The organism is Enterobacter sp. GER_MD16_1505_Eko_090 (assembly GCF_003331015.1).
Classification (GTDB): domain Bacteria; phylum Pseudomonadota; class Gammaproteobacteria; order Enterobacterales; family Enterobacteriaceae; genus Enterobacter; species Enterobacter roggenkampii.
In genome coordinates this window covers 58,367-73,154 of record NZ_PUQF01000019.1, presented here as the reverse complement: position 1 = coordinate 73,154, position 14,788 = coordinate 58,367, and the positions used below count along the sequence as shown (strand labels likewise).

At 55.0% G+C, this 14,788-nt stretch carries 17 protein-coding genes; 2 read left to right on the top strand and 15 right to left on the bottom strand.

The window, feature by feature from the left end; all coding sequences use genetic code 11:
• Positions 1-94: 94 nt before the first annotated feature.
• Positions 95-1,060, top strand: a complete 966-nt coding sequence (ldtC, locus tag C6A40_RS19715; RefSeq protein ID WP_025911795.1) for a L,D-transpeptidase LdtC — start codon at positions 95-97, stop codon at positions 1,058-1,060.
• 74 nt (positions 1,061-1,134) lie between these two features.
• Here the strand turns inward: ldtC and bhsA are convergent, their stop codons facing one another.
• Complete coding sequence (gene bhsA, locus C6A40_RS19710) at positions 1,135-1,392, bottom strand: multiple stress resistance protein BhsA (RefSeq protein WP_008500777.1); 258 nt, start codon at positions 1,390-1,392, stop codon at positions 1,135-1,137.
• A gap of 244 nt (positions 1,393-1,636) precedes the next feature.
• Here bhsA and comR point away from each other — a divergent pair, with 244 nt between their 5' ends.
• Positions 1,637-2,272, top strand: coding sequence for a TetR family copper-responsive transcriptional repressor ComR (gene comR, locus C6A40_RS19705; RefSeq protein WP_008500778.1), 636 nt, complete (start codon positions 1,637-1,639; stop codon positions 2,270-2,272).
• Between the two features lie 60 nt (positions 2,273-2,332).
• Here comR and C6A40_RS19700 read toward each other — a convergent pair whose 3' ends face one another.
• From C6A40_RS19700 to pabC, 14 genes are all read right to left on the bottom strand, one after another.
• Complete coding sequence (locus C6A40_RS19700; RefSeq protein WP_008500779.1) at positions 2,333-2,872, bottom strand: glycine zipper 2TM domain-containing protein; 540 nt, start codon at positions 2,870-2,872, stop codon at positions 2,333-2,335.
• A gap of 193 nt (positions 2,873-3,065) precedes the next feature.
• Positions 3,066-4,370 (bottom strand): NAD(P)/FAD-dependent oxidoreductase, encoded by a 1,305-nt coding sequence (locus C6A40_RS19695; protein WP_008500780.1) that lies wholly within the window; start codon positions 4,368-4,370, stop codon positions 3,066-3,068.
• Positions 4,371-4,607: 237 nt separating this feature from the next.
• Positions 4,608-5,150: an alpha/beta hydrolase YcfP gene (ycfP, locus tag C6A40_RS19690; RefSeq protein WP_008500781.1), complete on the bottom strand. Its 543-nt coding sequence runs from the start codon at positions 5,148-5,150 to the stop codon at positions 4,608-4,610.
• Between the two features lie 34 nt (positions 5,151-5,184).
• A complete protein-coding gene (gene nagZ / locus C6A40_RS19685; RefSeq protein WP_025911802.1) occupies positions 5,185-6,210 on the bottom strand; it encodes a beta-N-acetylhexosaminidase in 1,026 nt (341 codons plus the stop codon).
• A 23-nt stretch (positions 6,211-6,233) separates the two neighbouring features.
• Positions 6,234-7,046 carry a thiamine kinase gene (gene thiK / locus C6A40_RS19680; protein ID WP_045334658.1) on the bottom strand — a complete coding sequence of 271 codons (813 nt, stop codon included), beginning with the start codon at positions 7,044-7,046 and terminating at the stop codon, positions 6,234-6,236.
• Positions 7,027-7,674 (bottom strand): penicillin-binding protein activator LpoB, encoded by a 648-nt coding sequence (lpoB, locus tag C6A40_RS19675; protein WP_008500784.1) that lies wholly within the window; start codon positions 7,672-7,674, stop codon positions 7,027-7,029. Before lpoB ends, thiK begins: the two co-directional genes overlap by 20 nt.
• A gap of 10 nt (positions 7,675-7,684) precedes the next feature.
• Positions 7,685-8,059, bottom strand: a complete 375-nt coding sequence (locus tag C6A40_RS19670) for a YcfL family protein (protein WP_008500785.1) — start codon at positions 8,057-8,059, stop codon at positions 7,685-7,687.
• Position 8,060: 1 nt separating this feature from the next.
• Positions 8,061-8,420: a purine nucleoside phosphoramidase gene (gene hinT, locus C6A40_RS19665; protein ID WP_008500786.1), complete on the bottom strand. Its 360-nt coding sequence runs from the start codon at positions 8,418-8,420 to the stop codon at positions 8,061-8,063.
• Between the two features lie 246 nt (positions 8,421-8,666).
• Complete coding sequence (ptsG, locus tag C6A40_RS19660; RefSeq protein WP_008500788.1) at positions 8,667-10,100, bottom strand: PTS glucose transporter subunit IIBC; 1,434 nt, start codon at positions 10,098-10,100, stop codon at positions 8,667-8,669.
• 297 nt (positions 10,101-10,397) lie between these two features.
• Positions 10,398-11,192 carry a metal-dependent hydrolase gene (locus C6A40_RS19655; protein ID WP_008500789.1) on the bottom strand — a complete coding sequence of 265 codons (795 nt, stop codon included), beginning with the start codon at positions 11,190-11,192 and terminating at the stop codon, positions 10,398-10,400.
• A 10-nt stretch (positions 11,193-11,202) separates the two neighbouring features.
• Entirely contained in the window at positions 11,203-12,207 is a 1,005-nt protein-coding gene (gene holB / locus C6A40_RS19650; protein WP_008500790.1) for a DNA polymerase III subunit delta', read from the bottom strand.
• Complete coding sequence (gene tmk / locus C6A40_RS19645; protein ID WP_008500791.1) at positions 12,204-12,845, bottom strand: dTMP kinase; 642 nt, start codon at positions 12,843-12,845, stop codon at positions 12,204-12,206. Before tmk ends, holB begins: the two co-directional genes overlap by 4 nt.
• Entirely contained in the window at positions 12,835-13,857 is a 1,023-nt protein-coding gene (yceG, locus tag C6A40_RS19640; protein ID WP_045334661.1) for a cell division protein YceG, read from the bottom strand. The genes tmk and yceG overlap by 11 nt, the downstream gene beginning before the upstream one ends.
• A gap of 2 nt (positions 13,858-13,859) precedes the next feature.
• The gene (gene pabC, locus C6A40_RS19635) at positions 13,860-14,669 is read right to left on the bottom strand and encodes an aminodeoxychorismate lyase (RefSeq protein WP_045334663.1); all 810 of its coding nucleotides are present in this window, start codon (positions 14,667-14,669) and stop codon (positions 13,860-13,862) included.
• Positions 14,670-14,788: the final 119 nt, after the last annotated feature.

Sequence of the window (14,788 nt, the reverse complement as noted above, 5' to 3'; positions counted from 1 at the left end):
TTTGCACTTCACCCGATCTTCCCGACACACCCATTCGCCATAATTATCGTTAACGCCTTATAAAACAATAACCTTATCATTTACATGGACTATGGTGATGATCTCTTCGCGTATGACTCGCTGGTTAACCCTGTTTGCGCTGGCAGCCACCGTTGCGGTTGCGCTTCCCGCTCGCGCAAATACCTGGCCCCTTCCTCCGCCCGGCAGCAAGGTGGTGGGGGAAAACCGCTTTCATGTGGTTGAAAATAATGGCGGTTCGCTGGAAGCCATTGCCAAAAAATATAACGTTGGTTTTCTGGCCCTGCTGCAGGCGAACCCTGGCGTCGACCCCTACGTCCCGCGCGCGGGCAGCGTATTGACTATCCCGTTACAGACTATCCTGCCGGACGCTCCGCGTGAGGGGATCGTCATAAATCTGGCGGAGCTGCGTCTGTACTATTACCCGCCGGGTAAAAATGAGGTGACCGTCTACCCGATTGGTATTGGTCAGCTGGGCGGCGACACCCTGACGCCGACGATGGTCACCACCGTCTCGGATAAACGCGCGAATCCAACCTGGACACCAACGGCCAATATTCGTGCCCGGTATAAAGCTCAGGGCATCGATCTTCCAGCCGTGGTGCCAGCAGGCCCGGATAACCCGATGGGTCACCACGCGATCCGTCTGGCGGCCTACGGCGGCGTTTACCTGCTGCACGGAACGAATGCGGACTTTGGCATCGGCATGCGCGTCAGCTCCGGCTGCATTCGTCTGCGCGATGACGATATCAAAACGCTGTTTAACGTCGTTACGCCGGGTACCAAAGTCAATATCATCAATACGCCGATCAAGGTTTCTGAGGAGCCGGGCGGCGTGCGGCTGGTTGAAATTCATCAGCCGCTATCGAAAAACATTGGCGATGACCCGCAGACGCTGCCCATTAACCTGAATGCCGCGATGGTAAGCTTTAAAACGAATGCGAATACCAACAGCGAGGTGATGGAGCGCGCAATGGAGGCCCGCTCAGGCATGCCGACCGATGTCACCCGGCATCACGATGTCATCCAGCAATCGATGTAAATCATAAATAAAAAACGCCCTGCTAAGCAGGGCGTTTTTTATTGCAGTGGCATAAATGAGGGTTTATGCCCGGCTTATTTGTAGATGACGGCGGTGCCGTGCAGGGTGTTAGGACCGGTCACAGAGGTGATGCGGTAAGATTTTGCACCCATCTCTTGCGCTTTTTGCGCCAGCTGATCTTCCAGTGAACCCAGGTTAGTCCCGGCAGAGGCAGAGATCGTCCCGACTTTATGCTGATCGACCGGGGTGGACTGTACCTGTACAGCCGCAAAGCTTGCGAAAGAGAGTGAACTCAGGACAGCAGCAGCGATGAGGGTTTTTACGTTTTTCATGATGTTTACCTTTAGCAGATGAATTTGGAGGTCGTTAGCTATTTAGTTAACGATCGATAGGTAAATCATAAGTGTGATCCATCTCACACGTCAACATAATTTTATAATGGTCGTTAACTTAATTTTAAAGTCGTTATTTTTCATACTCATATGATTAATTTATTTTTAAGCATTCAGCGCTGGTGGTGACTTGCGTTTATTTTTATAATGGTCATTCAACAAACCAACAGAGGACCAACGGCACATGACAACCGACGTCACGAGTTGTGCAAAGAAAAGCCGTGGCCGACCAAAAGTGTTTGACAGGGATGCAGCGCTTGATAAGGCCATGACTCTCTTCTGGCAACATGGGTATGAAGCAACCTCGCTTTCCGATCTGGTAGAAGCCACCGGTGCCAAAGCGCCGACGCTCTATGCCGAATTTACCAATAAAGAGGGGCTGTTCAGGGCAGTGCTGGACAGATACATTTCGCGCTTTGCGGCGAAACACGAAGCCCAGCTGTTTTGTGAAGAGAAAAGCGTCGAACAGGCGCTTCGGGATTACTTCACCGCCGTCGCGACCTGCTTCACCAGTAAGGACACGCCTGCGGGCTGCTTTATGATTAACACCTCTGCCACCCTGGCGGCGTCCTCGAAAGAGATTGCCAATACGGTGAAATCGCGTCATGCCATGCAGGAGGAGACGCTGAGCGCCTTTCTGGCTCAGCGGCAGCAGCGCGGTGAAATCCCTGCACAGTGCAACCCTCAGCTACTGGCGCAATACCTGAGCTGTATTTTGCAGGGGATGTCGATCAGCGCCCGTGAAGGGGCAACGCTGGAAAAACTGCAGAATATCAGCGACACCACGCTGCGGCTGTGGCCTGAGCTCCTCAAAATCTGAAGCAAAAAAAAAGCTCCTCAGCCTGAGCGCATGAGGAGCTAAATTCAGAGAACATCTTTTTTACACTTTGTTATTCAGAACCAGCTGGCCATTTCCATCGAGCGGAATTTGCGTGCCCGGATCTTTATCCATGCGGATTTTGCCCTGCTGATCGCCAATTTTGTACGTCACGTCATAACCCAGCATTTTTTCCGACTTGTCATAGACGGTTTTGCAGCGTTGCTGAGTCGTGGTGTAGGTATCGTTATCCTGCATCGCGCCCTGCACCTGGTTACCGGCATAGCCGCCACCCAGCGCGCCGACCACGGTCGCTACATCTTTACCCCGGCCGCCGCCAAACTGGTGACCAATCACGCCACCCGCTACCGCCCCCAGAACAGAACCGGCGATACGGTTTTCATCCTGCACCGGACGACGATGCGTCACGGAGACATTGCGGCACTCCTGACGAGGCGTTTTTACCGTTTCTTTAATCGGTGTAGCAGAAACCACCTGCGCATACTGCGGGCCGCGGTCTAATACGTTGAGACTGGCAACGGCAGCCACACCTAACGCAGCCGCGACGCCAATCCCTATACCCGCCAACATTGATTTATTCACGGGACTTCCTCCTTTGTTGCTATTGGTAACAATTTTGCAATGGAGGCACGGCTTCGCCAATCAGATAAAGGATCAAAAAAGGGGCATAGCGAGGAGATATATTCTATTTAGGAGAACTCTTAAGCAGTCAAACTGTGATCTACAGCATGAAATGCTAAAAATTCCCTCCGGAGAGCCCGGAGGGAGTGAAAGATTAGTGCAGCTTCAGACGCGGACGGATCACGCGGTTGATTCTGCCCACCAGCATCATCAGCCCGGTTTTGAAGTAGCCGTGCAGCGCAATCTGGTGCATACGGTACAGGGAGATGTACACGAAGCGGGCAATGCGCCCTTCTACCATCATCGAGCCGCGCATCAGGTTGCCCATCAGGCTGCCGACGGTTGAGAAGTTTGACAGAGACACCAGAGAACCGTGGTCTTTGTAAACATAGGCCTTCATTGGCTTGCCTTTGTACTGCGCCAGAATGTTGTGCAGGACCAGGCTTGCCATCTGGTGTGCAGCCTGGGCGCGCGGCGGCACGAATCCACCTTCAGGACGGGCGCAGGAGGCGCAGTCACCAATAGCAAAGATTTCAGGGTCACGCGTGGTTTGCAGCGTTGGCTCCGTGACCAGCTGATTAATGCGGTTGGTTTCCAGGCCGCCGATATCTTTCATAAAGTCAGGCGCTTTGATACCTGCCGCCCAGACCATCAGATCCGCTTTGATATACTCGCCGTCTTTGGTGTGCAGGCCGCCTTCGTCGGCGCTGGTCACCATGGTCTGCGTCAGCACACGCACGCCCAGCTTGGTGAGTTCATTGTGCGCCGCACCGGAAATACGCGGAGGCAGCGCAGGCAGAATGCGTTCACCGGCTTCGACCAGCGTGACGTTCAGCGCTTCGTTCGTTAACCCTTTATAACCGTAGCTGTGCAGCTGCTTCACCGCATTGTGCAGCTCAGCGGACAGCTCAACGCCCGTCGCACCGCCGCCGACAATGGCGATATTGACCTTACCGTTCGCACCCATATTGCTGGTGTACTTCAGAAACAGGTTCAGCATTTCCTGATGGAAACGACGCGCCTGGTGCGGGTTATCGAGGAAGATACAGTGCTCTTTCACGCCCGGCGTGTTGAAGTCGTTGGAGGTACTGCCCAGCGCCATGACCAGGGTGTCGTACGGCAGCTTGCGCTCAGGAACCAACAGCTCCCCTTTTTCATCACGCAGTTCTGCCAGAGTGATGGTTTTGCTTTCACGATTGATGTCCACCACCGAGCCCAGCTGGAACTGGAAATGGTGGTTGCGCGCGTGTGCCAGATAGCTGAGCGCGTCCACGCCCTCGTCCAGAGAGCCGGTCGCTACTTCGTGCAGCAGCGGTTTCCACAGGTGGCTGTGGTTACGATCCACCAGCGTGATTTTGGCTTTTTTACCGCGCCCCAGCTTCTTACCCAACTGTGTCGCCAGCTCCAGCCCGCCAGCACCACCGCCTACAATCACTATCTTTTTCAATGGCGTAGTCAACGTGACCCCCTCAAATTATTAACCAATTGTTAATTAAAAGTTATAAAAATAACCCTTAATTAACAACAGGTTACAGCACTGAAACCATTCAGGTGCATTGAGAATACCACGTCAGGCGCATTGGTCATACCAAAATTGATATGCATCAAGTTTTGATGGCTTAAAAGTAGACAATTCTGGACAAAAAGAAACCCGGTGCGCGTTCGCGACCGGGTTTCTGAAGTGGCAGGCTGTGGTTTAGCCCAGCGTTTTAAAGGCTTTGATGCGCTGGAGGTGCGGGGAGATATTCTTAAACTTGTGGGTCTGTTCTTCGTCCCAGACAATTTCATAGTAATGATGCAGGAGTTCTGCCGCCCGGTGGCTGTTGAGCGCCTCATCGTTACGCGACAGGATCACCAGGCAGCGGTCACGGTTTTTCTCCCGAAAATTGCTGACGCACTTGGTCGCAATATCGACATACTCTTCCGGGCGGTCGATTTTGCCTTCCATGTTTTCGTTCGGGAAAAGGTTGGGATTGAATACTACCTGGCGGATGTCGCACAGGAAGCCAATCCGCTCCGCCCAGTAGCCGCCCAGCCCCACGCCGCAAATCAACGGCCGATCGTCCACGTTGAGCTGCAACATCTTGTCCACCTCTTTGAGCAGATGCTGCATATCATGCTTCGGATGGCGCGTGCTGTAGCTGATCAACCGGACATCCGGATCGATAAACTGCAGCTGCAGTACCTTCTCATGATTACCAGGGCTGTTTGAGTCAAAACCGTGTAAATAGATGATCATCGTCTTCTCACCACGCTACGCCTTCCGGGAGGGTTTACAGGCTGGCTTTATGTGCCTGCCAGCGCTCATTCAGGTCTTCAAGCCGGGCGTTGACCGTCTTCCAGCGCGCCGAATCCATCAGCTCCTGACGGCTAAATGAACCTTTATGATACAATTGTGTAACACGCTCTGCATTGATCGGCGACAGGTTATCCAGCACGCTAACGGCACCTTTACGATTATTGCAGACCAGGATCATATCGCAACCTGCATCCAGCGACGCCTGACCGCGTTCAGCGTAACTGCCCATAATCGCCGCCCCTTCCATTGATAGATCGTCAGAGAAAATCACGCCATTGAAGCCCAGCTCCTGACGCAGAACGGTTTTCAGCCAGTGCGGAGAGCCGCTGGCAGGACGCGGATCAACGTCGCTGTAAATCACGTGCGCAGGCATGATGGCATCCAGCTTGTTGTCGGTGATAAGCGACCTGAACACCGACATATCTTTGGCGCGAATTTCCGCTTCCGGGCGCGGATCGCGCGGGGTCTCTTTATGCGAGTCCGCCGTTACCGCCCCGTGGCCAGGGAAGTGTTTCCCGGTGGTTTTCATCCCGGCATCGTGCATGCCGTCAATGAAGCGGGTCGCCATGGCCAGCGCAATGCGCGGATCGTCATGGTACGAGCGCTCGCCAATGGCGGCGCTGATATGCCCCACGTCCAGAACCGGGGCAAAACTGATGTCGATATCCATGGCAATCATTTCACTGGCCATCAGCCAGCCGGCCTCCTGCGCCAGTGTCCCGCCCTCTTCCGTGCCGAGCAGCGCGGCAAAAGACTGGGCCGCCGGCAGGCGGGTAAACCCTTCGCGAAAACGCTGCACGCGTCCGCCTTCCTGATCGACGGCGACCACCAGATGGTTGCGCGACGCGGCGCGGATCTGACGCACCAGCTCGCGCAGCTGCGCCGGATCGTGATAGTTGCGGGTAAACAGGATCAGGCCCCCCACCAGCGGATGCGCCAGAATTTCACGCTCCTCCGCATCCAGTTCAAACCCTTCTACATCCAACATGACTGGACCCACATCCACCTCTCTTATCCTTTCGTTTATAACTGACGCCAGGCATCGTCTGCCAGCGCAATAAAATGTTTGTCTCTTGACTGCTGATAGCGCATTTCAAACCAGCCAGCCATTAACATGACGACCCATGGCCGCCAGCGTTTGACCTGACGCCTCAGCGCGTCGGCGTCAATGTGCGCCACCTCGGCGTAGTCCCTGATAAGCGTCTGCCGCGCGTCGTCACTCTCCGTCCAGACTGCCGCCAGCTCCAGCGCCACATCGCCATCTCCGGCGTATTCCCAGTCGATGAGCCTGATGCCCTCTGCCGTATGCACAATATTTCCGGCATGAACATCCATGTGCAGCGGCGATAGCCGAATCGGCTGCGGCTCGCCTGCTTTACGCAACCGCTTGAGATGTGCCAGCCACACTGGAGTGCGTCTGTCAGGCGCGGCCTGCTGCCAGTAGCGTTCAAGCAGCGGGTATAGCGTGATTCGCCATCCCAGACGTGGCTGCCGGTGCAGATGATACAGCATTGCCACGAGCGCCGGCGTGTCCGGCAGCGCGCTTTTCACGTCACCGTCCAGATAGTCGACGGCCATCCAGCCCTCTCTGAAAAAACGGGGGGCAGGCACGAGATCTGACGGAAGGCGCCTCAGGGCGCGAAACTGACGACGGAAATGGGAGGCAGGCGCATAGGGGTCGTGATGTTGCCGCAAGACCAGGCGTCGTTCCCCCTGCGCTATAATGCAACTCGCGCCGCCAAGCCCGGAGTGGGCCTGCGGCGCGATAAGGCGGTACTGGGGAAAATAGCGCGTCAGAATCTCTTCACGCGTGCTGTCATTGTTGCGTAACCGCACCTTTACCTGACCAGATAATTTCGCCTGTCTGAACCAGCATCAGCTGCATCTGCAGGGCCGGTGTATTCACGTTACCGGTGGCGTTAGAGTACAGCACATACTGTGCGCCAACGTTACGGGCAATGCCGATCGCCTTGCTGCGTGTGCCGAGGCTATCCTGCGGCGACAGGCCCAGCTGCTGTTTGGCTACCGCGAGTTGCTGAGCCGAGACCAGCGTAAACTTACCGTTGTTTGCCAGCGCATTGCGCAGCGTTTCTGTCGCTTCACCCGCGTTCAGCGAACCGTTGGTACGGTTGTTCACGCTATCGACCAACAACACGCTGCCTGCCGTCACGCCCTGTGCCTGCAGCATTTTGCCGACCATGGGCTGCATTGCGCCGTTCCAGTCGTAATGGCGCACGCGCGGCGTGGGCTGCGACGTCTGGTCCGGATGCTCAATCGGGCCAGGCTGTGACGGAATAGACGGCACAGACGGCACGGTTGGCTGCGGCTGCGTTGGCTGTGTCGGCTGTTCAGTGCCCGGTTTCGCCTCTTCCACAGGCGCTGGCTGTTCAGTTCGGGTCACACACCCCGCCAGGAACAGCGCGAAAGCTGTCACGAGCGCATAGCGGCTCAAGTTTTTAATCAAGGTTCACCCCTTAGAGATAAAGATAAAGTCTCACCTTATGCGCACCCAGATAGTTGGCGCTGCCATAGAGCGTTACCGACGATCTGGCCGGAATGGTGACGCTGCGCGGCGCCTCCAGCGGATGCATTTCAAGACCTCTTACGTCATACCAGAAAAAACGGTAGTGGACCGTCACGGGTTCATGTCTTTCATTAAAGAGCGTAGAGGAGGCAGAGGAATTGATTTCACTGATGGTCAGCACGGGTTGTTGCGCCGTGATGCCCGCGGCAAGCACGGAGGATTCCATCACCAGCGTCTGCTCATCGTTCACGGGGATCGCCGGGCGCGAGCTGCACCCCACAATCATCATCGTCAATACCAGCGCTGCAATACGCCCTTTACGCATATCAAAGACCTTTATGTGCCAGCATCGGCCCCAGAGGACGTCCACCCAGCAGATGCATGTGAATATGATAAACTTCCTGGCCACCATGACGGTTGCAGTTCATGATCAGACGGTAACCGTCTTCTGCAATGCCTTCCTGTTCAGCGATTTTCGCGGCCACCGTCAGCATACGACCTAACGCCACTTCATGCTCGGTTTTTACGTCGTTTACGGTCGGAATCAGAATATTGGGAATGATAAGGACGTGCGTCGGGGCCTGAGGGGAAATATCCCGGAAAGCCGTTACCAGTTCATCCTGATAGACGATATCCGACGGGATTTCGCGACGGATAATTTTACTGAAAATCGTTTCTTCAGCCATGACCTTTTCCTTTTTTGTTTAATCTGGCGCGAGCAATTGCTGTTAACACACGCTCTGGTTGAGTGCGTGACACAATTCAAGAGTATGAGCGAGTTTCTCCTGTCCTTTCAACCTCCTCCCTCGATTTCTTTCCTGAATGTTCATCAGCTGAACGAAGAGTGACCGTTAAAGCGTGCTGCTGCATTTTTTTAAGACAGAAATAAAAAAGGCAGCCATTCGGCTGCCTTAGTCTCCCCAGGTCACAGCTTAGTTGTTGCGGATGTATTCATCCATTTCGGTTTTCAGGTTATCGGATTTAGTACCGAAAATTGCCTGTACACCAGAACCTGCAACAACCACGCCCGCTGCGCCCAGTTTTTTCAGACCCGGCTGGTCTACTTTCGCGACGTCGGCAACGCTCACACGCAGACGAGTGATACACGCGTCCAGGTTAGTGATGTTCTCTTTACCGCCGAACGCGGCAACCAGTGCCGGAGCCATTTCACTGGTCGCGCCAGCTTTGCTGTCTTCTGTCGCATCTTCACGGCCTGGGGTTTTCAGGTCCAGTGCTTTAATCAGCACGCGGAAGATGGTGTAGTAAACAACGGCGTAGCACGCACCCACGATTGGGAACAGCCACAGTTTGCTGCTGTTACCGGACAGAACGATGAAGTCGATCAGACCGTGAGAGAAGGACGTACCGTCACGCATACCCAGCAGAATACAGATTGGGAACGCCAGGCCCGCCAGAATCGCGTGGATAACGTACAGAATCGGCGCAACGAACATGAAGGAGAACTCGATCGGCTCGGTGATACCGGTCAGGAACGAGGTCAGCGCTGCGGAGATCATGATACCGCCCACTTTTGCACGATTCTCTGGCTTAGCAGAGTGCCAGATAGCAATCGCCGCTGCTGGCAGACCGTACATTTTGAACAGGAAGCCACCAGACAGTTTACCTGCAGTTGGGTCACCCGCCATGTAACGTGGGATATCGCCGTGGAATACCTGGCCTGCTGCGTTGGTGAATTCACCAATCTGCATCTGGAATGGAACGTTCCAGATGTGGTGCAGACCGAATGGCACCAGGCAACGCTCGATGAAGCCGTAGATACCAAACGCCACAACCGGGTTCTGGTAAGCAGCCCACTGAGAGAAGGTCTGGATAGCAGAGCCGATTGGTGGCCAGATGAAGGACAGGATCACGCCAGTGAAAATCGCTGCCAGACCAGAGATGATCGGAACGAAACGCTTGCCCGCGAAGAAGCCCAGGTACTCAGGCAGCTTGATGCGATAGAAGCGGTTGAACATGTACGCTGCAATCGCACCGGAAATGATACCGCCCAGAACACCGGTGTCCGCCAGGTGTTTCGCGGCGATCTCTTCTGCCGGTAAATGCAGAACCAGCGGCGCAACCACAGCCATGGTTTTCACCATGATGCCGTAAGCAACCACTGCAGCCAGCGCAGATACGCCGTCGTTATTGGTGAAGCCCAGAGCCACACCGATCGCGAAGATCAGTGGCATGTTAGCAAAGACAGAACCGCCTGCTTCGGCCATCACATGGGACACTACGGCTGGCAGCCAGCTGAAGTTAGCAGAACCGACACCCAGCAGGATACCTGCGATAGGCAGTACGGATACTGGCAGCATCAGCGATTTACCGACCTTTTGCAGGTTAGCAAATGCATTCTTAAACATAATTGAGAGTGCTCCTGAGTATTTGTGCTTTTTTTACGCTTTCACGCATTGGCCCGGGGGGAGTACCGTGCCGTGGACAGGACATCTAAGCGCCCTTTATTTATTACACAGAGTAAAATAATTCCCTCTGAGTTTGTTTGACGGCTATCACGTTTCAGCTTAAGGCGGTCGAAAAACTTTCAGTTATTTACAAAAAGCATGTCCGGATGTGTCTAAAAACACCCTCACCGCCCCAAATGAGGCGGTGAACTTTACTCGTTTTATTTATTAATTACGAGCCTAAAAAAAACAGGTGTATCAGACAGATTGCAGGCGGGCGGGGTCAATATGGAACAGCGTTGAGAAGTTTTCCGTGGTCACGCGGGCCAGCTCTTCGATGCTGACCCCCTTCAGTACGGCCATGTACTCAGCCACGTCTCGCGTCATCGCCGGTTGGTTCTCTTTACCGCGATGCGGTACCGGGGCCAGATACGGAGAGTCTGTCTCCACCAGAATGCGATCGAGCGGAACATAACGCGCGGCATCCCGGAGCTGCTCAGCGTTACGGAACGTCACGATCCCGGAAAACGAAATATAAAACCCTAAATCAAGCAGTTTACCCGCCGTTTCTCTGTCTTCTGTGAAACAGTGTAGTACGCCACCGCAATCCGTCACGTTTTCTTCCCGAAGGATCGCCAGGGTATCGGCACGCGCATCACGGGTATGCACAATGACCGGCTTGTTCAGTTCGCGGCCAATGCGGATATGATGGCGGAAGGACTCCTGCTGCCGCGGTTTCGTTTCCGGCGTGTAAAAATAGTCCAGGCCCGTCTCCCCCATCGCCACCACGCCCTCTTCTGCTGCCAGTCGGCGCAGTTCCTCAACGTCATACGCCTCGTCCTGATTCAGCGGATGCACGCCGCAGGAGAACACTACGTTGTCGCGAACGCCCACCAGCTCACGCATGGTGCGATAACCCGGCAGCGTCGTCGCCACCGCAAGGCAGAATTTCACATCGCGGGCAGCGGCTTTTTCCAGCACGTCATCCACGTTTTTATGCAGGGATTGATAATCCAGGCCATCAAGATGGCAGTGTGAGTCGACTAAAAACATAATGTCTCTCTCAGAGATGGGAAACTGGCGGTGTGACGCCGGGTTGCAGGTAATGTTCAATACGCAGTAACTGGTCGGTCAGTAAAAGCTCGCGATTAAGACCCGTCACGGTTAAAAGCTGTTCGCGGCTCTGGCAAACTTCATGAAGCATCGCATGAAGAATCGCGCCGGAGAGGCGGTTCGCCAGCGTACTCACCAGTGGCCACGCGTCAGGGTTAGTCAGCAGCGTTGCCCCTTGCTGAATTTTAAGGGCATCCAGCAGCAACGCGGCCAGCCAGTGCAGACGCTCAACGGCACTATCGCTGTTAAGTGTCGGGAGTAAGCTTAGCCAGTCGTTGTTATTCAGCGCCGCTTCAACGGCCCGGCAGAGCGCTTCTCGCTGTGACCAGACGTCAGGTTGCAGCAAGGCCAGCGCCGCCGCGGGCGCGCCGCTACTCAGGCGCAAGGCGGACAGCGCACTTTCAGGTGACGTTGTCACCTCTCGCTCCAGCCAGCTCAGCGCCCATGATTCCTGAGGCACCGCAAGGTGATGAAGACGGCAGCGGCTGCGCAACGTCGCCAGCAATCGTCCCGGATCGCGGCACGAGAGGAAAAACCACGTTTTTTCCGGCGGCTCTTCAAGAGTCTTAAGCAGGGCGTTAGCCGCCGCCTCGGTCAGCAGGGTGGCGTCTTTGAGCAAGACGACCTTAGCGCCACCCAGGCGCGCATGTTCGTACAATTTTTCACTGACTTCACGCACGGCATCAATACCCAGCGCGCTCTTGCCCTTCTCAGGCTCAAGGGTGTAGTAGTCAGGATGTGTGCCCGCCTGCATCAGCTGGCAGCCGCGGCACTTACCACAGCTTTTGTGCCCTTCCGGCTGCTGGCACATCAGAAAACGGGTGAGGGCATAAATTAGCGCCTCATCCCCCATCCCTGGCAATGCCTGAATCAGTAACGCATGATGCCCCCGCCCCGCCTGATAGCTGCCGATCAGCTGCTCAAAGTGCGGACGCAACCATGGATACCATTTCATGCCTGCTGCTCCTGTACCCACTGCGTAACGGTCTGCTGGATGTTGTGCGTGACGTCATCCAGCGACTGCGTCGCATCGATGGTACGAATAGCGCTATCCTGTGCCGCCAGCTCAAGATAGCGCGCACGGGTGCGGTTAAAGAAATCAAAGGACTCTTGTTCAATGCGGTCCAGCTCGCCGCGCGCGCGGGCGCGCTTGAGGCCCACTTCCGGCGTAACATCCAGATAGAGGGTCAGGTCGGGGCGAAAATCACCCAGTACGGCATCGCGCAGCGTTGCCAGCATCGTCTGGTCAATACCGCGTCCCCCGCCCTGGTAGGCCTGAGTCGACAGATCGTGGCGATCGCCGATCACCCATTTACCCTCGGCCAACGCGGGTTTGATCACCGTCTCAACCAGCTGTACGCGCGCCGCGTAAAACATCAACACTTCGGCTTTGTCAGTGATAACTTCGTCGCCAACGGATTTAATATCCAGCACCAGGCTGCGCAGTTTCTCCGCAAGTTGCGTACCGCCCGGCTCGCGGGTGAAGACCATGTCGGCGACGCCAAGCGATTTCAGCGTGTCCACCACTACGTTGCGGGCAGTGGTTTTACCCGCCCCTTCGAGTCCCTCAATGACAATGTATTTACTGCGCATTTTTTTCCTTAAGTGCCTTCAGATAGTCCTGAACAGAGCGATTGTGGCTGGCAAGGTTGGTGTTAAAGGTATGCCCCCCTTTTCCATCAGCCACAAAATAGAGATACGGTGTTTTCGCCGGGTGCGCGGCGGCTTTGAGAGAAGCCTCGCTCGGCGTGGCAATCGGGCCAGGCGGTAAACCGCTAATCACGTAGGTATTATACGCCGTTGGCGTTTCCAGATCTTTTCTGGAAATCTTGCCCGTATAGTTCTCTCCCATGCCGTAGATGACGGTAGGGTCGGTTTGCAGGCGCATACCAATGCGCAGACGATTGATAAATACTGACGCCACCCGATCGCGCTCGGCGGCAACGGCGGTTTCTTTTTCGATAATCGAGGCCATGGTGACAAACTCGTTTTTATCTTTATAGGGTAAACCATCCATTCGCCCTTCCCAGGCGGCATCCACGGCGGCGACCATTTTTTTGTGCGCCCGCTTCAGAATCGCCACATCGGTCGTGCCTGCGGTATACATCCAGGTATCTGGCCAGAACCAGCCTTCCACCCATTCAGGATGTTCAAACTTGAGCACGTCGGCCACCGTCTGGTAGCTGTCGTCCTTCAGGGTATGTTTGATATACGGCGCATCGCGCAGCTGTTTGAGGTAATCGCTCAGGCGCATACCTTCGACAAAACGCAGCGGGAACTGGGCTTCTTTACCGCTTTCCAGCAGTTGCAGCATCTCTCTGACTGTCATGCCGGGCGTAAAGCGGTAGGTACCAGCCTTGAAGTGAGATAGGTCAGGCTCAATACGCAATAACCACTGGAACACACGAGGACGGTTAATGATTTTATCCCCGTAAAGCTGCTCGCCCAGCGCCATCCGCCCGGTACCGGCTTTCAGGGTAAAAATCGTCTCGTCTTTAATCAAGATTTTACTGTTCGCCAGCTGGCGGACTTTCCATACTCCCGCTCCGCCAGCAATACCCAGCGCAATAATAAGGAGAAGGACAAAACGCAACATTTTCTTCATGACTATCTGGTTTGCTCACATATCGGGGCTAAAAACTGGAACAGCTCGCGCGAAGACCAGCGCTGTTGGTCATACGCACGGACGGCGATAACAGGCATCAACGCATTGCAGATAACGACTTCATCGGCGGTATGTAGCGCGTCTTCTCCTGCGCAAACTTCGACAATGCGAAAGTCTGAACGTGCGAGCTGCTGTAAACAAAACTGGCGCATGATGCCGTTAACGCCAGCCTGCGCCAGCGAAGGCGTAAAGACGTCGCGCCCCTTACGCCAGAATAAATTAGCCGCACAGCATTCCGTAATGCGCCCTTCACTGTCAAGGACTAGCGCCTCATCGGCGTCCGTCTGTTCAAGATGAGTACGAATAAGCACTTGTTCCAGGCGATTAAGATGTTTTAGTCCGGCAAGCATCGGGTTTCGCCCCAGCCGCACCGGGCTCAGCGTCAACGTCACGCCCTCTTCACGCCAGCGCGCATAGTGAGCAGGATAAGCTGAAACAGAGAGAATACGTGTTGGATGCTGACAGGCGGCACCGCTGTACCCCCGCCCACCGCTGCCTCGGCTAATGATAACTTTTAAGACACCGCTGGTTTTACCTGACGCCAGCTGACGCATCTCATGTTCAAGAATTTCCCACTGCGTAAAAGGGATCAGTAACGTCTGGCAGGCGTCTTGTAAACGGCGGAGGTGTGCATCAAGCAAGCACACGTCGCCTTCCAGAATACGCGCAGTCGTAAAGCAGCCATCGCCAAACTGCGTCGCCCTGTCGCTTGCCGGCAGCGTGTCTTGCTCAAGGCCATTAATTAAAAACATGGTGGCTCCTTATGCGTGGGCGTTTAGTCTGGCAGGATGCCATGCAACCGACAAGAAGATTAGGCTTAATAAAAAAGGCCCGGCAAGCGGACCTTTTTTTATAGCTTTCGGGCCGTCAG

Coding starts and splice junctions, on each gene's coding strand:
- bhsA (WP_008500777.1), bottom strand. CDS start 1,392: ATGAAAAACGTAAAAACCCTCATCGCTGCTGCTGTCCTGAGTTCACTC.
- comR (WP_008500778.1), top strand. CDS start 1,637: ATGACAACCGACGTCACGAGTTGTGCAAAGAAAAGCCGTGGCCGACCA.
- ycfP (WP_008500781.1), bottom strand. CDS start 5,150: ATGATCATCTATTTACACGGTTTTGACTCAAACAGCCCTGGTAATCAT.
- C6A40_RS19670 (WP_008500785.1), bottom strand. CDS start 8,059: ATGCGTAAAGGGCGTATTGCAGCGCTGGTATTGACGATGATGATTGTG.
- hinT (WP_008500786.1), bottom strand. CDS start 8,420: ATGGCTGAAGAAACGATTTTCAGTAAAATTATCCGTCGCGAAATCCCG.
- ptsG (WP_008500788.1), bottom strand. CDS start 10,100: ATGTTTAAGAATGCATTTGCTAACCTGCAAAAGGTCGGTAAATCGCTG.
- C6A40_RS19655 (WP_008500789.1), bottom strand. CDS start 11,192: ATGTTTTTAGTCGACTCACACTGCCATCTTGATGGCCTGGATTATCAA.
- holB (WP_008500790.1), bottom strand. CDS start 12,207: ATGAAATGGTATCCATGGTTGCGTCCGCACTTTGAGCAGCTGATCGGC.
- tmk (WP_008500791.1), bottom strand. CDS start 12,845: ATGCGCAGTAAATACATTGTCATTGAGGGACTCGAAGGGGCGGGTAAA.
- yceG (WP_045334661.1), bottom strand. CDS start 13,857: ATGAAGAAAATGTTGCGTTTTGTCCTTCTCCTTATTATTGCGCTGGGT.
- pabC (WP_045334663.1), bottom strand. CDS start 14,669: ATGTTTTTAATTAATGGCCTTGAGCAAGACACGCTGCCGGCAAGCGAC.